Origin of the sequence: Fictibacillus phosphorivorans, assembly GCF_007673525.1 — a bacterium.
Taxonomy (GTDB): domain Bacteria; phylum Bacillota; class Bacilli; order Bacillales; family Fictibacillaceae; genus Fictibacillus; species Fictibacillus phosphorivorans_C.
In genome coordinates, this window is the sequence record NZ_VDZU01000001.1 from 3,061,887 (window position 1) to 3,080,660 (window position 18,774).

Below are 18,774 nucleotides of genomic sequence, written 5' to 3' on the forward strand. Positions count from 1 at the left end.
ATAAGCATGGTGTTCTTCCTTCACTCTTTATATCGACTTCATGCTAAAGACCTGCATATTTTTTTAACACCTTTTTAATGAACGCTTTAATAATTGATAAGACTTTCCTCTTCTTTTTGTTTAAATTAACCGTTATTGTTAAGGAAGAGAAACTTTAAGGGAAGAGGTTAAACCTATGATCAACGAAAACATTTGTAGACTTCTTGAAAAAGAACTCGTTGTGGCACTCGGGTGCACTGAACCTGTTGCGATTGCTCTCGCTTCTGCTACTGCCAAAAAATATATAAGCGAACCGGTAACGTCGATCTCTGTTAAAGCGAGCGGCAATGTTATCAAGAACGCTTTATCTGTAGGGATTCCCGGCATGAATCATACAGGTATCGATTTTACAGCCGCTCTCGGTATGATTGCAGGAGATCCTGAAAAAGGTCTTCAAGTACTAGAAGGCGTTACGGTTAATGAGGAAGAAATAGCGGTTCGTTTCGTTCAAAGCGGAATGGTTTCGGTTGCAACCGCAGATGGTCCTGAAAAGTTATTCATAGAAGTCGGAGTAAAAACTTCATCAGAGGAAGCGATCGTTGTGATCTCGGGAGACCATACGAACATAAGCTTTATCTCTCAAAACGGAAGAGTGTTAGTAGATGAATCAAGACCTGATTCATCCTCTAACTCTAATAAAACTGAAAATACTGAGTTAACCATTGAAGACCTTTATACGTTCATTACCGAAGTTCCACTTCATCGATTGAATCTTGTTAAACGAAGTGTCGAGTTGAATTCTGCGATCTGCAAAGAAGGTCTTTCGAATGATTATGGTTTACGAGTGGGTAAAACGTTGTATGACCAAACAAAAAAGGGCATTCTTTCAGATGATTTAGCTACGTATAGTATGGCGCTATCTGCTGCAGGGTCTGACGCACGAATGGCTGGTTCTACAATGCCGGTAATGGCGAATTCCGGCAGTGGGAATCAAGGAATCGCTGTAACGATGCCTGTTGTGGCTGCTGCAGAAAAATTAGGTGTAACAGACGAAAAGATGTTACGAGCTGTAACATTGAGTCACCTTCTTTCGATTCATATGAAATCAAAATTCGGCCGTTTGTCTGCACTATGTGGTGTGACTGTCGCCGGTGCTAGTGCATCTGCTGCGATCACCTACTTGCTGGATGACAACTTAGATAAGATGAAAGCTGCTATACAGAATACATTAGGCAATGTTAGTGGAATGGTTTGTGACGGAGCAAAAGCCGGATGCGCTATGAAAGTTGCAACATGTTCAAGTGCCGCTGTTCAATCGGCTGTTTTAGCATCGAACGGATTGTGTATCCCCTCTACAAACGGTTTTATTGAAGAAGATGTTGAAAAGACGATAGAGAATTTCTGCAGATTAGGTGCTGAAACATCAAGTACAACCGATTCTGTACTTTTAGATATGATGGTGAATAAGCAACGGTAAGTAGAAATGATTGGAATGATAATGAAAAGAGCTGATCTTAGATCAGCTCTTTGTTATTTATTCTGTAACTGCCTGATTTGATGAAATTTCCTTACGATCCGTGTTTTGGTCGACTGGTTCTTTCTTGATACGACTGTTCCCTACCGATAAAGCAACAAAAATTCCAATTCCGATAAAGATAAGTCCTGTTAAGAATACGCTAGAGAAGGAAGTTGACCAAACGTCTTTAATCGTTTCAATGACAGGTGTTTTTAACTCAGTCGGAAGTGGCAGCAAATCTGGATTGATCAAGATACCAAACATGGCATCTGTTTTCTTCCCTATCTCTTGTAGCGCTTTTCCAAGAACCGGGTTTGAAGCGCCACTTGCTGCTTCACTTATCTTATCTGTAAGTGAATGGTTCATGACTGCATTTAAGATCGTAATTCCAATGGTTCCTCCAATCGAACGAAAGAAAGTAGAAGCAGATGTTACTTCTCCGAGCTGAGATTTTGGGAACTCGTTTTGTACAGCAATCATCAGCGTTGGCATAACTAGACCCATACCAAAACCGAGAATAACCATGTAAGCATATGCCGTAAATTCATTGGAATCTACATCCATCGTACTCATTAAAAGGAACCCAATTGCTGTGATCACCATGCCAGATGTTAGTACTGTTCTGAATGTAAGCTTTAATAACAAACGGCCACCAATAATGCTTGCAGTGATGAGCGCAATCATCATAGGAGTCATCGTCGATCCTGCTTTTGTCGGACTCACACCTAAAATTCCTTGCATGTACATCGGAACGAACATAATGGCTCCAAACATTCCTAAACCAAGCAAAAACCCTAAAATATTCGTAGTTGCAAACACTCTATTCTTAAAGAGTGACAGATTTAAGATAGGTTCTACAGCACGTTTTTCAATCGTGATAAATAATGCTAACAGAACGATTACCCCACCAAACAGTAAATAGCTTGTGGAAGATAGCCATTCAAACTTATCTCCACCAAATGTAAGTCCTAATAAAAGCAATACAACGGCTGGTATCAGTGTGAAAATACCGAAGTAATCGATATTTACTTTACCTGTCGCTGCCCTGATCGATTCATTCTTCATACCCATCACGATCATTGCTGTAGAAATGATTCCAAATGGTACATTAATCAAGAAAATCCAGTGCCAGCTAATATGATCAACCATGACCCCCCCAATAAAAGGACCGATCACTGAACTTAATCCATAGATCGCACCAAATACACCTTGCCATTTTGCACGTTGTTCAGCTGTAAAGATATCACCGATGATCGTTTGGGATAGAGGCATGATCATTCCTCCACCGATTCCCTGTAACCCACGATAAATGATGAGTTCTTCCATAGAGTTTGCTGTTCCACATAGTGCAGAACCTACTATAAATATTAAATTCCCTAATAAATATAGTTTTCTTCGTCCGTAAAGATCAGAAAGTTTACCTACGATTGGTACTACAGTAGTTGATGTGATCAAATAGGCTGTGGTTACCCAAGCAAAGATAGAAAACCCGTTTAGATCAGCAATAATTGTTGGCATTGCAGTACCAACAATGGTTTGTTCCAAGGCACTAAAAAACATGCCAATAATCAAACCAGCCAATATCAATTTTGTATTTAATGGCTTTTGTGTTGTTTCCATGTTCATCTTTCTCCTTATAAGCTGGACGTAAGTCTTCACTCGCCCAAGCTTTTAAATTGGTCCTTTTCCTTCATCAACTAAATGCTTCACATAATTAAGTATTGCCCGTACTTCTACTCCAAAGACTCCTTTTTAAGGGAAGGCAGCGTGCTTCAGTTTCTTACAAGTTATAGATACTCTTATAACTCATATCATATGACCACATAGTCATAATTAACAATAGTTAGTATACTCGGGTTATGACCAGTCAGTCAAACAAAATATTCGTACATTTTATCTCTTTTTAATGTGTTAAAATTATCCATATAAAGATTTTCAGCAGAGGAGTTAAATAATTTGGAGCACAAGCAAATAATTGGTGAAGGAAGTACCGCGCAAGTCATGATTTTTTCTCCAACCGAAGTTGTAAAGCTTTTCCATGATCACGTATCTGGTGATTTTATTGAGCATGAGTATACGATCAATAAAATCATTCTTCAATCAGGGCTTTCAGTTCCCGAAGTAAGATGGAGTAAACCGATTTCTGGGAAAAGAGCCTTGATATATAGAAGGGTCGAGGGAACCACGCTAACGAGCCTATTAAGTTCTCAACCTAAAAAAACACTTCATCATTTAAAAAGGATGGCTGCTCTTCAAGTAAGTGTTCACGATAAGAAATTATCTACTCTTCCCTCTCAATTTGAAGTTTTAAAACAAAAGATTATGTCAGTAAAAGAATTGAATGAGAACGACAAGAAAAGAATTATCAAAGAATTAAAAGAACTCCCCTTTGGTAAATGTATATGTCATGGTGATTTTCATCCTGATAATATCTTAATTACAAAAGACGAAGCTGTAATTATAGATTGGTGTGATGCTACAAGTGGCAATCCTATGGCAGACTTAGCTCGTACCCTCCTCATCTTGCGTTACGGCGGGTTAAAAGACCGCACATCTTTTCTAAATTTTATAACTATTTTATATGTCCGAAAATTTTTAGCTATGTATTATAGAAAAAGTTATACTAGACATTACCAGTTCTCTTCTAAAGCTTTAAATCGCTGGATGATTCCGATAGCTGCAGCTCGTTTAAGTGAAAACCTTTCTGACATCGAAAAAAAGTTATTGTTATCATTTATCAGCAAAAGAAGTAAAGGATCTTAGTTTCCATGAAAGCTATATACTTACTACTATGTATGTTATTTATTTTGTTTCTTAGTGGTTGTGTTGATTCTTCGCCATTACGTTCACATGTTGAGGTTCAGATTAATCAAGCCTTTAAAACAAGATTTGGTTTAATTGACCATGTAATTGTCAAGGACCTTAAGAAAAATGAAACTTTAACGGTATTGAATCCTGAACTTTTTTCAAACTCCCTCGGTTCAATGAAAAGGGTCAAGATACATCTTCTCAATCCAGATTATTCTTTGAACATAAAAACATCAAAAGAGTCTAAAGAATACAGTAGAGAGCAAATGAAAGCAACACTTCTTTATGATTCTAAAAAAGAAATCATTTGTACGAAAAATAAAAAAATCTGTTATGAAACCTCTGACTCGTTAAGAACGTTTTTAATAGATAACAAAATGAAGTAAAGGAGAATTACATATGATATATGAAATGACAGTTCAAGTTCGTGTATCGAATATGGAAGATGGTCAAAGGTATTATGAAACTCTGTTGAATCGTCAGCCTGACTTCACTCCACATGAAGGATTCGCAGAATGGGAGTTACTTCCTAACTGTTGGCTGCAAGTCGCTGAGGGTGACCCAGCTGTTGGCAACGGACCTCTTCGCCTAGGTGTGGTCGATCTCGATGATGAGAAAAAACGATTGATGGACGTTTTACAAGTGGAAGACTTTGAAATTTTTGAACGTGTCGAAGTTCCTGTTAGATGGGCTACGTTTTCCGATCCTTGGGGAAACTCCTTAGGATTGTTCGAATATAAAGATTCAGAAGCCATGAACGAAAAGCTTCGACAGGTAGTTAGGAGATAGTTATGAGAGTCATCATTTCATCCGTAATATCGGTACTTTGTGGAGCAGTGTTCTTTTTTGCTATTCCAGGCGGAAATCCATTTAAGCTTGATCTACAAGGTGTGTTATTCGGTCTATTCTTTGGGATTGTTACAGCTCTACCCTTTTTTCTTTTCTGCACATTGCCAATTGCATTTATTATTGAATCTTCTAAAGATAAAATGAGGTTGAAATTTAGGTTCCATCTTCTTTTATATGTAGCATTAAGTATTGTATTTCTTTTGATATACCGCTTCACCATTTTCTACTGGGCTAAGTTTGAAGGACTGAACACGTTTGCTGTATTCGGCTATGGAATCACTTGTTCGATCGGTTTTTGTTTGAGTTATGCTTTATTCCGACCAAGAAAAAAACGCGATCCGAAAGAGCCTAAAAAGCCTTCAGGTCCATCTGACGCAAGAAGATACAGAAGTAAAAGTACTGTTTGATAGAGAGGAAAGTGGGGATGAAGAAAAAAGGTGCACTGAAGATTTTTCTTGGATTTGTCCTCTTATTCTTATTGATAAATTGGGTATTTCCTTATTCACCACTTAATATTTATAAATCAATTTCCTATGATGGGGATCAAGTACTCATTAATGATTATAGATCGGAATTAAAAGCATTCAAATTGGAGTATGAACCTCGTCTCAAACAACAAAGAGAAGAAGAATTGATTAAAGACTTGACCACGAATGATATTGAATATCTATTACAAATGTATGAACTTCCTTGGTTGGTGGACAAAGATTCTATAACCATTACACGAAAATCGTTAACTGATATGGAATTTGAAGTTAATGAAGCAAAAGATATACTCATCAACCTCGCGTTTCAAGAGGAATATTCAGAAAGTACTAAGGTTTATTTGCACAGTTTATTAACGGAAACATTAAGTCTTGAAAAAGAAATTGATGAACTGAAACACCATTCGAGTCTTCATTCACGAAGTACGATCGATCTGCAACTGCGGAATCTTCATGGTCATTTCATCTCAAATTTCAAATTGCTAGCTACTTTCTATAAGGAATATCTAAGGTCAAAACAAGAAGCTTGAGCAATAGCGCCCAAGCTTCTTGTTATTCTACCACTCTAACTTTGTACCAAACGGCTTCCCAATTCTTTTTCTTCACGCGCTCTTTATACTTGTTTTTTCTGTCTTCTGTTCTTCTGTAACTATCCGTTGGTCTTACCTCCATGCTTAGTACATCTTCTATTCCGCATGGAGCAGTAAGAATGACTTCGCCTTGTTCATTAAGCCTAACACCAAGAGCAGTTACCGTTTCAGGAAATTTAGAGATCGCATCTACCGTTGAAGTGTACGGTTCAAAATCATCGTTGACGAGATGCATTCTCGCTTCATTTTTTACAGACCACGGCAAATTTGGGATGAGTCCTAAAAGCATTTCCTCATACTTTTTTTCACTCTCTTTTTTGAGGTCTTCAGGATTGAAATAAACAACATCGATATCAGCCAGTCCCGTTCTTTCTTGAAAGCCATGAAGGGTATCCCAAACTTTAGATCGAACAAACCCTGCACATATCCACCAATCTGGTAATTCTAATATTTTGGCAGCACGTAAAACCCGCATCATCCAGTCATCATTTTTAATCAAATTTATTATGTATTGATGTTGATCCACCTTTTTCATCCACTCTTTTCCTGTATATATTTTAAAGATACTACAATAAGTCATGTCTGTTATCTCTACACTTTTCCAAACATAAAAGAATTGACAACTTTAAAGCAACCGTAATAAGATAATAGTAACTTCATAACTCCTAAAGGGGAGTAGCTTTTACAATATAGTCGTCATTTCGGAGCTTCGTGCTCTCGGCTATATTGGCAACTTCATTGTTGTTAGCAAGACCTTTACCGTTCGGTTGGTAAGGGTCTTTTTATTTGTTAGACCTTTACCTGCTATTGGTAGAGGTCTTTTTTATTTGTTATCAGGAGGTCGCTTCATGTAAATCGTTCTCGCTTCATTCATGCATCTATCATTTTAAAGGAGGAACCAAAATGGAACTATCTATCTTGTTAGAATATGGTTGGATCTTGTTAGTGCTAATCGCATTAGAAGGCTTATTAGCGGCAGACAATGCACTGGTCTTAGCCATTATGGTAAAACACTTACCAGAAGAACAAAGGAAAAAAGCGTTGTTTTACGGTTTAGTAGGTGCGTTCTTCTTCCGTTTCGCATCACTGTTTGCCATTTCATTCTTAGTCAACGTATGGCAGGTTCAAGCTATCGGAGCTGTATATCTTCTGTTCATCGCACTTAACCATATCTTCAGAAAAGTTGTGGTTAAAAAAGCAGATGATTCTACGGAAAAGTCTAAATCTGAAAAGAAGAAAGCTGGTTTTTGGACTACAGTATTAAAAGTTGAACTAGCTGATATCGCGTTTGCTGTGGATTCAATCCTAGCAGCTGTTGCATTAGCGGTGGCACTTCCCGATTCAGGTCTTCCGAACATCGGCGGTCTGGATGGTGGAAAGTTCTTAGTGATCTTTGCCGGTGGGTTGATCGGCCTCATCATCATGCGTTTTGCCGCTAACTTTTTTGTTAAGCTCTTACAATCAAAACCAGGCCTTGAAATTGCAGCCTTTCTCATCGTAGGTTGGGTTGGGGTTAAGTTGGCCGTATATACACTCGCACACCCTGACTTAGCAATCCTTTCTGAAGGTTTCGCAAAGTCACCAGAGTGGAAAATCACGTTTTATGTTGTTCTCATCTTGATCGCTGTTGGCGGTTGGTTTCTCTCTAAAGAAAAATCACCACAATCACAAGCTGAATAATTGAATACAAAAAGAGGAGCTTATCGTAGCTCCTCTTCCTTGTTTATCGTTTTCGTACGGAATCCCCTTCGATCAGGCTTACGTTGATTCTCTCATGTTCAGGACTTTGCTTCTTTTGTATTAAATTCAGCAGCAGTTCTGAAGCTAATGCGCCCCATTTATGCTTCGAATAGTTGATCGTCGCAAGTCTCGGTTGAATATATTGAGACACTTCAATATTATCAAAACCGATTATATGAACATCTTCACCAATACGAAGATTCGTTCTGCTGAAATAATTATACATACCGATCGCCATCTCATCATTCAAACAAAACACACCTACAGGCTCTGTAAAGTCTTGATGAATTTTCTTACCTGCTTCTTCACCTGAATGCTTGTTAAAATCACCATCGATTTCGATGTACTCAATATGCGAATAGCGTTGTACCGCTTTCTGTACAGCTTCTAACCGCTGCCTCGCATCAAAAGAGATATCGGGACCTTTAACAACACAGATCTTTCGATGACCTTTTTCAGCTAAATAATCGATCGCGAGTGTAGCCCCAGCTTTATTATCAAGCAGTACTTGAGAGATGTTCGGATGGTCCATTCTTCGATCCATCACGACCAGCTTATGTCCTCGTTCCGCGTGACTTAACAATTCTTTCGTTTCATATGTTGCATCTAGAATGATCGCACCATCGATCATGCGCTCAGGAAGAAAGCGATGTGATTCTTTCCCGCTGCAGACGATAAGCTCATAGCCGTTCTCGCTTAATGTCTCCATCATCCCCTGCAGAAGCTGACCATAAAAAGCACCACTATAGTTCGTTAAATAGATTCCAATGATTTTTGTTTCTCGTTTTTTCAGTGATCGAGCAGCTGCGCTTGGGATATAATTGAGTTCTTTAGCGATCGCCAATATTCGTGCTGATGTTTCCTTCGTAACTTTCGGACTTCCGTTCAAGGCATAGGAGACCGTGGAAATGGAAACACCTGCTTGTTTTGCAATGTCTTTAATACTTACCAACGAACTTCTCTCCTATCTCTCATGTTGCAAACGTTTCCTTTATTATAACGAATGGTTATGAATAAATCTCTACGGTATTCACGTCTGCTGACAATTTATTTACAAATTCAGAGCGATTCACGCTCACGCCACCATCTCGATAGATGTTCTGATACGTATTACTCTGTACTTCTTGGCCATTAACGATGAGTCGATTCGTTTCTTCACCGCGGTCTCGGAATACCATTTTGACAGGTATTCCATCGATCATATACTGCAATTCAAGGCCATTCATTTCTTCTGTTAATATTGGATCAATGATTAAGTTCTCCCCTTGTGGGCGAATACCTAAACAATTTGAGATCAACTGGTTCATGTAGATTCCAGGTCCAGAAGAATAGATTCTCCATCCACCTTTAACTTTGGCTTTTCCATCTTTTAGTTCACCAAAACGTTCTTGTGCTTCATAGCGAGTTTTAAAATCACCATCAGAACTTGAGAAATAAGCATTACTCTGACGTCGCTCTGCATTTGGAACTTTTTCTTGAATCATAACTGGATTGATCTTCTCTAATCCGCTCCACACTTCTTCTTTTTTACCTAGCTTCGCCATCGCTTCAACAAAACGAATATGAGCATGAACATATTGAAGTCCGATTTCACGTCCAAAGTTTGATGCTTGTTCAGCACGTTTGAAATGCGTACTCACACCGCCTTTGTAATGAGCAGGTTTGTCCATCAATCTTACGCCATCTGGGCAATAAAACTTATCCATGATCAGATCAAGGTGCTGTTTTGCTTGTTCAGGTGTTAACAATTCTGCAATCATACTCCGCGTCATCGGTAATAAACGATAGTTGATACCTGTCGTGTTATCACTAGGATGAAGCATCAGTTTTGGTGATTTTGGATCCTCCATGTAAACAAATCCTGGGATTACATCTGTGCCTAACATATGTTCTTGATAGTCTGCCTTAATGTTTTTAGCGAGCTCGCTCAGTTTTGCAGCTTCTTCTTCGTCCACATGCTGTAATTGCTGGGAGAACTGAGTCATGACTTGATAGGTTAACGCAACCGTCCATGAACTTACCATGTATTTCTTAAGCTGTGGATTTGCAGGTTGAAGCGTATCATCCCAATCACCGTCTCCATATGAGGAAAGGTGTGTATCATGCAAAAAGTTCTCTCTCATGTAACCGATCTGTTTTTGGATATGCTTTAATAATGTTTCCTTTTTCTCAGTAAAGTTAAAATCCCGGTTAGACGTGTAAGGAACTTCCTCACGTAAAATATCAAAATCATTCGTAGCTGCTAGGTAATCAGTCACTAACTTCAGTGGCCATACGATAATATCTCCATGTGAATCATCTTGCTGGATTTTGAAGTATTGATCAAACATGAACCATTGTGGCCAGTTACCCGTCTCGTCAAACTGATGAGAATATACAGTAAGCAAGATGTCTTTTACTGCACCATAATGCTGAGTTGCTAAGAAGTATTCAGCAGGTCCTTGGCAAACATCTCGAGTACCCCACGCTGCTCCACCATATTGCTCGAGACCATGAGGAACAGAATAGTGAATAAGCATGTTATGTGTATACCAATGTGCTAACGTGTTCATCTTCTGAAGCTCGTGTGTCTCGACTCCATCCTTCGTCAAACGGAATCCTCGGTTCGTGTTTTGTATAAATGTACGGTAACGCTCAATTTCCGTTTCAATCGTCTTACTTGTAAACGGAATCTTCTTCCCTTCGATCAATCCTTGATGAGAGATGCCCCACTCATTTGTTGGTTCAAGATCGCAAACCACAAGAGAAGCAGAACCACTATCCATATTTTCACCAAAAATTGTCTCGTCTGTTACGCTCCACTCGGTTCCCGTAATCTTCATTCTATAACTTAAATTTTCATACGTTTTCGCACTGTCTGAAGCAGCATCCGCGAAGAACGAAAGAACTCCATCTTCTTTTTCCATCTTAAATGGCACTTCATATTCTTGATTATTCAAGGATACTTGGTTCGTCACAACGAATCGGTAAGCCTTTCCGCTCATAGCCTTAACATGCAGCTCAACTTCCGGGGTATCGACTGTTGTATAGTTTGTGATGATGAACGTCTCATCTTCCGTCTTATAGAACCAGCGCGTATAGTTAAAGCCCATCTCGAACAACGAAGGCATCGTTAATAGTTTCAACTTTCCATCTGACTCAACATAGATTCGTTGACCCGATGTTTTCATAACATTCAACGCATTACGTGCATTCGTCATCATCTTATGAAAAGAAGTGTTTCCTACTACTAATTGTGAATTAAAGATTCCATACATATAAGAAGTAGTCGTGATCGTGTCCTCTTTTAATGACACGTTATCTCCCGTAACGAGAATATGTCCATGAGGTCGCTCTACGATTCTTTCTTTTTCTTTTAAAACGATATGTTCATAGGTCGGTGTAAAAAAGGATAGAAGCGTATCTCCTTCATACTCTTCTAAAATACGCTCCGGGAAAAGAGCTTCCACTTCTTCCATTTGAAGATCAACTGTTTTTAATGTTCCGTCAAACTGGTCATTACGATTAACTTTTTCAAGCGCAATCGTATCTTCAATTCTCTGAGTTTGAACTTCATTCCAAGCTAATTCAATCTCATCCTTATATTCAATAGACGTAACAGCATCCTGATGATCCTCTTTAAAACATCCATAAAAATTGATGTGATGTTTACCATTAAGTGCAAATTGCTCTGATTGAAGTGCAATATAAGCGAATTCGTATTGATACACTTCACTCGCTAAGTTCTCGTTATAAAGTGCTTGTGGTACATCTGTTTCTTTATATGAAGTACCGAAGAACTGAAAACCATCAGTTATATAACCAACAGATTTCGTTAACGATCCTTGTTGTAGGTAAGGAAAGGCTTCTCCATTAGGCTGATTTTGACGTGAACAGATCACATAACCTAGCTTCTCATCTTCAAACACACCATGGTCTACATACTGCGCGATGAATGCTTCATTTGTTCGAACAGCTCCGATATGAGCAAGTCCCACGTCTTGCCCATAAATAATATCAGCCTTCTCAGCCTTTCCTTCGAGTTCAACATCCCAAAACCATATACCACTTTCTTTTAATGAAAAAGTGACTATATAAGAGATGTCTTGAAACGTACCTTTCCAATAAACTTGATTCTCATTATACGAAACGGTGCCGTTAGATTTACTACCCAGAAGCGGAGTTACATGGATACCCTCACTGTTGAACACACGTAAATAAAGATTGTTCAAAGAACCATCGATTGGATTACTCATCCATTGATTGATCATCGTATCATGGTGGGAAGCTTTGTAGATATCACCAGTACTTAAGAACGCAAATGCAAAGTCACCAGCTTTAATCGTGATGTTCCCTTTCGTTAATGTTGTCATTGTCTATCCCTCAATTCTTTTATTATGTCTATTTTGTAATAAGGTAAATTCTGTTGATATAAACATGAAGTTTTCATCTCTTTTAACATAAATGAAAGCATTTTATCGAAACGTTTCAATTAAATTCAAGAGAGTTTCTAGGTTTTTGAGTTTCATACTGTTATCTTCTTCATTTCCTTTTGTAACAAGGAAAATAGTATATGAAACCTTATGTTTCCAACAATTTATGGAAGGAAACCTCTTTTTGAAAATTCCATGTTGTAAACGATTACAACTTGAATTATAATGTGCTTATCGAAACGTTTCAACAATAATCTCAAAGAAAATTCGGGAATAATAAAAATTGATTGCTTTCACAGGCAAATTATAGGGGGAACTCACATGAAAAAACGTTGGTTTAAAAAATCGATGGTTACGTCAATGGTTGGTGCACTTGTACTATCCGGCGTCTTAGCTGGCTGCTCTTCAGGTTCAGAAGACGGAAAAACAACAATTACGGTTTGGGGAATGGGTGAAGAAGCAAAGTCACTTCCTAAGATTGCTGAAGAATTTGAAAAAGAAAATCCAAAGATTGATGTTAAAGTACAAGCCCTTCCTTGGGATCAAGCACACGATAAGCTATTAACAGCAGTTGCATCGAAAAAAGGTCCAGATGTTGTTCAGATGGGTACAACTTGGATTCCGGAATTTGCATCAGCTGGAGCATTAAAAGATTTAACACCTCATGTTAAAGATTACCCGGAACTAGATCCAAAACATTTCTTTGAAGGTTCTGTTGAAACGACTAAGTTTGATGACAAAATGGTTGGTGTACCTTGGTACGTTGATACTCGTTTGCTCTACTATCGTACAGATTTGCTCGAGAAAGCTGGATTTAAAGAAGCTCCAAAAACGTGGGACGAGTTGAAGGAAGCCGCTGATAAGCTAGCTGACCGCGGAAAAGGCAAATATGGAATTTCGATCGATGCTAAAGAACAAAGCTTGTCATTCATGTTCGCACGCCAAAACGGCGCTGAACTATTAGGGTCAAACAATGATCCTAAATTCAATGATCCTAAATTCGTTGAAGCGGTTGAGTACTTGAACAGCTTCTATGAAAGTGGAGCAGCTCCAAAAGAAGAACTAGGAATGGACATCGTCCAAGGTTTCCGTGGAGACGGGATCCTGCCAATGTTCATCAGTGGTCCTTGGATGATTAAATTGATCAACGACCAAGCTCCTGAGCTTAAAGGTAAATGGGGTACGGCTGTTCTTCCAGCAAAAGAAAACAACATCTCTGCACTTGGTGGATCTAACCTTTCTGTATTCGAATACACGAAGCATGAAAAAGAAGCATTAAAATTCGCAGCATATATGAGTAAACCTGAAACACAATTAAAATGGATGGAGATGACAAATTCCCTTCCAGCAACACAAAAAGCATGGGAAGACGAGTCTCTTACTGGAAATGAATTTTATAAAGCGTTCGGTGAACAGATGGAAGCTTCACAACCGATGCCTGTTATTAAGCAATGGGAAGAAATCGCTCAATCTTATTTAAAGAGCTTTGAGAAGATTTACAGAGGCGGAGCAGATGTTCAGAAGGAATTGGATAACTTCGACAAAAAAGCGGAAGAGATCTTAAAGAAATAAATCCTGTTGATCCGGGGTATAACGAGCAGGTTATCCTGCTCGTTACCTTTTTATCATCAACACGGGTAACGATGAAGGATGTGAAAACATGAAAAGCTATTCAAAAACGACTCCTTACCTCTTCATTGGACCAGCACTTCTATTATTGGCTTTATTCTCTCTTTTTCCCATTGTTCTTGCATTGGTGATTAGTTTTACAGATATTGACCTAGCTGGACTTGCAGACTATTCAAATATTAGCTTTATTGGAATCGAAAACTATATCAATATCTTTAAAGACCCTATTTTTCTAAAATCGATCGGTAACACTGTCTTTTATGTCGTATTTGGTGTTCCACTCGTTATCGCATGTTCACTTGGTATCGCTCTTTTGATCAACTTTGGTACAGCGCGCATCTTCAAGGCTTTTCGTCTTGTTTTTTATATGCCTTCGATCACAAACGTTGTAGCAGTAGCTGTAGTGTGGACGTACCTATACAACCCGCAGTTCGGTCTATTCAACTATCTGCTCGGTCTTGTAGGTATTCCTGCCATACCGTGGTTACAAGACCCAACGATTGCCAAAGGGTCATTGATCGCATTAGCCGTTTGGCGCGCGATCGGTGTGAACATGATTATTTTCTTAGCAGCTTTACAAGGTATTCCGAAAACGTATTATGAGGCAGCTCAATTAGACGGTGCGAACAACTGGAAACAGCTTACGAAGATTACGATTCCTCTTCTTCGTTATGCCATTTTCTTCGTGTCGATCACAACGATGATCGGATGGATTCAGTTCTTCGAAGAACCATTCGTTATGACGAACGGTGGACCGCTTGATAGCACCACTTCTGTTGCTCTCTTCATCTATCGCAATGGATTCCAACTCAGCAACTTCGGTTATGCCGCTGCAGGTTCATTCGTCCTGTTTGTAACCATTATCATCATCACGATGATTCAGTTTCGATTGCAAAAGAAAGATACCGATATTTAAGACGTGAGGTGAGAACATGAAAACAAAAGTATCTGATGCGAAGAAAGCATACAAAATTCAGCAATGGATCGCAGGAATCGTCTTAACGCTTGGAGGCCTTTTAGTAGCCATCCCATTTATTTGGATGATTCTCTCTGCTTTCAAACCTGAAAGTGAAGTCCTTCAGCTCACACCGACTCTGTGGCCTGAAACCTTTACAACGGAGAACTTCGTCTACCTGTTTGAGAACATGAACTTTGGTGTTTATTTGCGAAATACGATCATCATCGTCCTCTGTTCTTTTGTCGGACTTTTCTTTAATGCGATGGCTGGATACGCATTTGCGAAGTACAAGTTTAAAGGAAGAGAAAAGCTTTTCTACCTTGTACTAGCAACAATGATGATTCCTGGACAAGTAACGATGATCCCTGTTTATTTAATCTTAAACCAGATGGGCTTGACGAACACGATGGCTGGTGTTGTTCTGCCAGGATTAGTTGGTGCATTCAGCATCTTCTTGTTCCGCCAGTTCATGTCTACTATCCCAGACGAATTGCTTGAAGCTGCTCGTCTAGATGGAGCAAGTGAGTTCCGCGTGTTCATGCAGCTCGTTCTACCTATTTCCAAACCAATCATGGCCGTTCAAGGAATTCTAACGTTTATCGCTGGTTGGAACAGCTTCTTATGGCCGTTGATCATCGCGAACGATGAAAGCTTGTATACATTATCTGTTGGGTTAAGTCTTCTAAAAGGACAGTATGGAGGCAACTTCGCATTGCAGATGGCCGGATCAACGTTCATGGTTGTTCCGATCGTCATCATCTTCATCATCTTCCAAAAGCACATTATCGAAGGCTATACCATTTCAGGGATGAAATAGAAGGTTGGAGTTGAAGAACCCTCGATTCGAATATGTAATCGGGGGTTCTTTTTGTTTTTATTTGTCTACTTTTTGGAGCTTGGTTTTCTTTCTATAATGAAGATGGATGAGGATTGCAAATATGAACCCTGAAGCATAAACAATACCATTTAGGATGCTGTTGAAATGATACATTTTTGAAAAGATAGAGTACAGAAACAGGATTCCAGTTAATATTAAAAAAGCGTTTAATCTTTTCTCCGATGTTTTCTTCATATGTACCTCCACTACCCTCATGTAAGAAGATGAACCTTTGTCGCAAAGCCTATAAATTATTCTGAAGACCTATAAATTATTCTGAAGACCTATAAAATTATTTGAAGGACTATAAAATTATTTGAAGGACTATAAATCAAGAACTACGGCTATAAACCAAAATGGATTGCCTACCATACTTCAAAATACCGCTCTTAATTGAGTACTCTTATAACCAACCCTCAAGCTCTGACAATAAAACTCCTTTTTTCTTTACCAAAAAACCTAGATCACGCTCAAAGCCCCTCTCTGTTGTTATCAACAGATCTGAGAAAGAAAACCTATAGATTCTATTGAAATCTCTTTTAAGAGAAAAATAGATGTTCTCTTCTTCTGGACTAAATAACATAGATAGCTGTGTAGGAAAGTCCCCTTCTCTTTGAGCGGTTTGCTTCAGGATGGATAGTCCTTGTTCAACGGAAAAGTCACCTCTTCTGTTTACCAATCCACCATATGCTAGCTGATAACGATCACTTCCTGGTCCTTGCAATGTCATATCTTCCTGTTCCATTGCATCTCGAACTGAAAAATTTGTAAGAACCATAAAGTTATCCTCCAGCTGATCTGTGTCTATATATTTTCTTCCAGGCTCCACAAGGAACGACTTCTTGTTAGGACCAACTATTAAACTTTGAACACTATAATCAGGAACATTCACGATTTCTTTTTCTTGAAGATAGGTAGGCAGCACTGATGTTTTTACTTTTTCAGACAACACTTCATCAAATAACCTCATCATATGTATACTGTTTTTGTTCCTTTTATATTTGCCCTCTTCATTCGGGTTCACCATATGAAGATTCATAAAGATTCCGTTTTTATTAAAGCCAATGGCTGGTAGGAAACGGCCGCCTTCTTTTTGCAAAATAAGGAGCTGATTATCACCTGATAGAGCCATTTTAATCGGCCGCTCAGACAGATCAAAGTTCATTCCAATATACGTCTCATCTTCATGCAAAACAAAACTCGTGCACATCTCTTCTTCACTTCCATTTTTAAATTTCCAGCTGAATAAATGATAGGTACAGCTGTCAGTAAAAATAGATTCTACATAAAAATCCTGTACCCTTTTATCGTCATTTACGGTACGTGTTTTTATTTTTCTTACACGTTCACCGCTAAATGGTATCTTTTCACCTCTAAACATCACGTTTTCACTGATAAACTCACACTCACCACCTACGAATCACTCCTGACCACCGCTAACCTCTACACTTCCACCTGAAAGCACACAAAACAAGCTTGATCAAACAAAAAACACCCTCATCCATTTAGAATCGGGTGCAGCATTCAATTATTGAATAGAGAACTTTTCTTTTCTCAACAGATCCTCAGGTTTCTTACCAATCGGATCTTGGTGGAAGTAATCGCGAATCACACCATCTTTTAGATAGTTAGCGATTGAAACCATGATCATTCCTTGATCGAGCGCGAGATATGCTTTGGCGATTTCGCCTGTTTCCACGTTTACAGAATCATAGAATCCATACTTGCTATAAGTATCCAGCTCTTTTAATGCTTTAATGTTTTTTCTAACAGCTTTTGGATCATAATCTAATGCTAAGAATGATGCATGAGCCGTTACGGTCGCACCATCTTTGTATCCTGAAGTTCCTAGTGGTGTAGCTGCGAACTCACTGTAACCATCTGGTGTTGCAGATGGAGAGAAGCCCCATGCTTTATACCCTTTTTCTTCTGCAAAAGCTTGCTGTAATTCAACATGACGCTTGTTGTTCAGCCCAAGCGCATTCTTGCCAAGTTCAACCTCATTTAATACGATTCCAGGCATAAGACTTTCAAACATGCTTCCGCCCCAGCTCGGAACGAATTTTACACCTTTGTATTCATAATGGCCTTCAAATACAGAAACGCCATCATATTCATGAGTTTCACCTTCTGGAATTTGTGCTTGCCAATCCCATTCTTTTGGCATCGTACGATACATCTTCCACCAGTGATCGCTTGGCACATCACCTTTACCGATCGAGATATAACTTGCTACACGTGGTTCTGTGTTGAATAACCCATAGTGATGATCGGTTAACTTCCCTTGTGCAACATCATATCCACCACGGAATTGTCCCACTTCCGGATCATATAGAGTCGTATAATTCATGTCTTCAACGAGCTTACTCGTTTGTGGATTCAACTCTTCATAAGCTTGTCCAACTACGATTAATCCTGCAGATAGCCAGCCGTTATCCACTTGAGAGATGAACTGTCCCCAATCCTTTTTAACCGAACCATCTTTTGTGTTGTACCAGTTGTAATATAAGCCATTCCACTTTTCTAAACCTTCAAGTGTATTCAACGTGACTTGTATACGTTTAACCGCTTCCTTTTTAGAGATGATTCCTAACTCTTGAGCAGAGATCGTGCTCATAATATACATCCCAATGTTTGTAGGAGACGTGTGTGTTGCATCTTTTTTGCCCTCTGCTGTATATCGAGTCTCATCATAGGTCAAACCTGTTTTAGGATCAGTATGATCTTGATAAAACTTGTATGTCTTCTTAGCAATTGATTTTAACTCCATTTGAAATGCATGATCTTTTCCTCTGTCAGTTGCGGACGCAGATGATGTTACAAAAACATTCGCAAACAAACTGAACATCAATACAAAGCTAATAATTTTACTTGTTTTCATAGACGCATTGCTCCTCTCCATACTTATATTAACGGTCAATCGAAACGTTT

The 18,774-nt window shown here is 38.8% G+C and carries 17 protein-coding genes; 10 read left to right on the top strand and 7 right to left on the bottom strand.

The window, feature by feature from the left end; genetic code table 11:
* The first annotated feature begins 175 nt into the window (after nt 1–175).
* Nucleotides 176–1,456: a serine dehydratase subunit alpha family protein gene (locus FS458_RS15365; RefSeq protein WP_144702126.1), complete on the top strand. Its 1,281-nt coding sequence runs from the start codon at nt 176–178 to the stop codon at nt 1,454–1,456.
* 57 nt (nt 1,457–1,513) lie between these two features.
* Here FS458_RS15365 and FS458_RS15370 read toward each other — a convergent pair whose 3' ends face one another.
* Nucleotides 1,514–3,115 carry an MDR family MFS transporter gene (locus FS458_RS15370; protein ID WP_144702128.1) on the bottom strand — a complete coding sequence of 534 codons (1,602 nt, stop codon included), beginning with the start codon at nt 3,113–3,115 and terminating at the stop codon, nt 1,514–1,516.
* 336 nt (nt 3,116–3,451) lie between these two features.
* On the opposite strand from FS458_RS15370, the gene FS458_RS15375 reads away from it, so the two are divergent.
* From FS458_RS15375 to FS458_RS15395, 5 genes are read left to right on the top strand one after another with little or no spacing between them, the layout of a single operon-like run.
* Nucleotides 3,452–4,258 (top strand): phosphotransferase family protein, encoded by an 807-nt coding sequence (locus FS458_RS15375; protein WP_144702131.1) that lies wholly within the window; start codon nt 3,452–3,454, stop codon nt 4,256–4,258.
* Nucleotides 4,259–4,263: 5 nt separating this feature from the next.
* Nucleotides 4,264–4,689 (top strand): hypothetical protein, encoded by a 426-nt coding sequence (locus FS458_RS15380; protein ID WP_144702134.1) that lies wholly within the window; start codon nt 4,264–4,266, stop codon nt 4,687–4,689.
* Between the two features lie 13 nt (nt 4,690–4,702).
* Nucleotides 4,703–5,092, top strand: a complete 390-nt coding sequence (locus FS458_RS15385; protein ID WP_144702137.1) for a VOC family protein — start codon at nt 4,703–4,705, stop codon at nt 5,090–5,092.
* Nucleotides 5,093–5,094: 2 nt separating this feature from the next.
* Nucleotides 5,095–5,559, top strand: coding sequence for a hypothetical protein (locus tag FS458_RS15390; RefSeq protein WP_144702140.1), 465 nt, complete (start codon nt 5,095–5,097; stop codon nt 5,557–5,559).
* A gap of 17 nt (nt 5,560–5,576) precedes the next feature.
* Nucleotides 5,577–6,167, top strand: a complete 591-nt coding sequence (locus FS458_RS15395; protein WP_144702143.1) for a hypothetical protein — start codon at nt 5,577–5,579, stop codon at nt 6,165–6,167.
* 22 nt (nt 6,168–6,189) lie between these two features.
* Here FS458_RS15395 and FS458_RS15400 read toward each other — a convergent pair whose 3' ends face one another.
* Nucleotides 6,190–6,762: a nucleotidyltransferase family protein gene (locus FS458_RS15400; RefSeq protein WP_144702146.1), complete on the bottom strand. Its 573-nt coding sequence runs from the start codon at nt 6,760–6,762 to the stop codon at nt 6,190–6,192.
* Between the two features lie 368 nt (nt 6,763–7,130).
* On the opposite strand from FS458_RS15400, the gene FS458_RS15405 reads away from it, so the two are divergent.
* Nucleotides 7,131–7,907, top strand: coding sequence for a TerC family protein (locus FS458_RS15405; RefSeq protein ID WP_144702149.1), 777 nt, complete (start codon nt 7,131–7,133; stop codon nt 7,905–7,907).
* A 43-nt stretch (nt 7,908–7,950) separates the two neighbouring features.
* Here FS458_RS15405 and FS458_RS15410 read toward each other — a convergent pair whose 3' ends face one another.
* Both FS458_RS15410 and FS458_RS15415 read right to left on the bottom strand, forming a co-directional pair.
* A complete protein-coding gene (locus FS458_RS15410) occupies nt 7,951–8,919 on the bottom strand; it encodes a LacI family DNA-binding transcriptional regulator (protein WP_144702152.1) in 969 nt (322 codons plus the stop codon).
* A 55-nt stretch (nt 8,920–8,974) separates the two neighbouring features.
* On the bottom strand, nt 8,975–12,319 hold the full coding sequence (locus FS458_RS15415; protein WP_144702155.1) for a GH36-type glycosyl hydrolase domain-containing protein: 3,345 nt from the start codon (nt 12,317–12,319) through the stop codon (nt 8,975–8,977).
* Between the two features lie 381 nt (nt 12,320–12,700).
* Here FS458_RS15415 and FS458_RS15420 point away from each other — a divergent pair, with 381 nt between their 5' ends.
* From FS458_RS15420 to FS458_RS15430, 3 genes are all read left to right on the top strand, one after another.
* A complete protein-coding gene (locus FS458_RS15420) occupies nt 12,701–13,951 on the top strand; it encodes a sugar ABC transporter substrate-binding protein (RefSeq protein ID WP_144702159.1) in 1,251 nt (416 codons plus the stop codon).
* A gap of 88 nt (nt 13,952–14,039) precedes the next feature.
* Nucleotides 14,040–14,924: a carbohydrate ABC transporter permease gene (locus FS458_RS15425; RefSeq protein ID WP_066392036.1), complete on the top strand. Its 885-nt coding sequence runs from the start codon at nt 14,040–14,042 to the stop codon at nt 14,922–14,924.
* Nucleotides 14,925–14,940: 16 nt separating this feature from the next.
* Nucleotides 14,941–15,783 carry a carbohydrate ABC transporter permease gene (locus FS458_RS15430; RefSeq protein WP_144702162.1) on the top strand — a complete coding sequence of 281 codons (843 nt, stop codon included), beginning with the start codon at nt 14,941–14,943 and terminating at the stop codon, nt 15,781–15,783.
* A gap of 57 nt (nt 15,784–15,840) precedes the next feature.
* On the opposite strand, the gene FS458_RS15435 is transcribed toward FS458_RS15430, so the two are convergent.
* The 3 genes from FS458_RS15435 to FS458_RS15445 all read right to left on the bottom strand — a co-directional run bounded on the left by FS458_RS15435 (nt 15,841) and on the right by FS458_RS15445 (nt 18,724).
* Nucleotides 15,841–16,038: a hypothetical protein gene (locus tag FS458_RS15435; protein WP_186320577.1), complete on the bottom strand. Its 198-nt coding sequence runs from the start codon at nt 16,036–16,038 to the stop codon at nt 15,841–15,843.
* A gap of 208 nt (nt 16,039–16,246) precedes the next feature.
* Nucleotides 16,247–17,224: a hypothetical protein gene (locus FS458_RS15440; protein ID WP_144702168.1), complete on the bottom strand. Its 978-nt coding sequence runs from the start codon at nt 17,222–17,224 to the stop codon at nt 16,247–16,249.
* A gap of 147 nt (nt 17,225–17,371) precedes the next feature.
* Nucleotides 17,372–18,724, bottom strand: a complete 1,353-nt coding sequence (locus FS458_RS15445) for a glucoamylase family protein (RefSeq protein WP_144702171.1) — start codon at nt 18,722–18,724, stop codon at nt 17,372–17,374.
* Between the last annotated feature and the right edge of the window lie 50 nt (nt 18,725–18,774).

Excerpts from the sequence above, each read along its gene's own strand:
- FS458_RS15365 (WP_144702126.1), top strand. The coding sequence starts at position 176 with ATGATCAACGAAAACATTTGTAGACTTCTTGAAAAAGAACTCGTTGTG.
- FS458_RS15370 (WP_144702128.1), bottom strand. The coding sequence starts at position 3,115 with ATGGAAACAACACAAAAGCCATTAAATACAAAATTGATATTGGCTGGT.
- FS458_RS15380 (WP_144702134.1), top strand. The coding sequence starts at position 4,264 with ATGAAAGCTATATACTTACTACTATGTATGTTATTTATTTTGTTTCTT.
- FS458_RS15385 (WP_144702137.1), top strand. The coding sequence starts at position 4,703 with ATGATATATGAAATGACAGTTCAAGTTCGTGTATCGAATATGGAAGAT.
- FS458_RS15390 (WP_144702140.1), top strand. The coding sequence starts at position 5,095 with ATGAGAGTCATCATTTCATCCGTAATATCGGTACTTTGTGGAGCAGTG.
- FS458_RS15395 (WP_144702143.1), top strand. The coding sequence starts at position 5,577 with ATGAAGAAAAAAGGTGCACTGAAGATTTTTCTTGGATTTGTCCTCTTA.
- FS458_RS15400 (WP_144702146.1), bottom strand. The coding sequence starts at position 6,762 with ATGAAAAAGGTGGATCAACATCAATACATAATAAATTTGATTAAAAAT.
- FS458_RS15405 (WP_144702149.1), top strand. The coding sequence starts at position 7,131 with ATGGAACTATCTATCTTGTTAGAATATGGTTGGATCTTGTTAGTGCTA.
- FS458_RS15415 (WP_144702155.1), bottom strand. The coding sequence starts at position 12,319 with ATGACAACATTAACGAAAGGGAACATCACGATTAAAGCTGGTGACTTT.
- FS458_RS15420 (WP_144702159.1), top strand. The coding sequence starts at position 12,701 with ATGAAAAAACGTTGGTTTAAAAAATCGATGGTTACGTCAATGGTTGGT.
- FS458_RS15425 (WP_066392036.1), top strand. The coding sequence starts at position 14,040 with ATGAAAAGCTATTCAAAAACGACTCCTTACCTCTTCATTGGACCAGCA.
- FS458_RS15430 (WP_144702162.1), top strand. The coding sequence starts at position 14,941 with ATGAAAACAAAAGTATCTGATGCGAAGAAAGCATACAAAATTCAGCAA.
- FS458_RS15435 (WP_186320577.1), bottom strand. The coding sequence starts at position 16,038 with ATGAAGAAAACATCGGAGAAAAGATTAAACGCTTTTTTAATATTAACT.
- FS458_RS15440 (WP_144702168.1), bottom strand. The coding sequence starts at position 17,224 with ATGTTTAGAGGTGAAAAGATACCATTTAGCGGTGAACGTGTAAGAAAA.
- FS458_RS15445 (WP_144702171.1), bottom strand. The coding sequence starts at position 18,724 with ATGAAAACAAGTAAAATTATTAGCTTTGTATTGATGTTCAGTTTGTTT.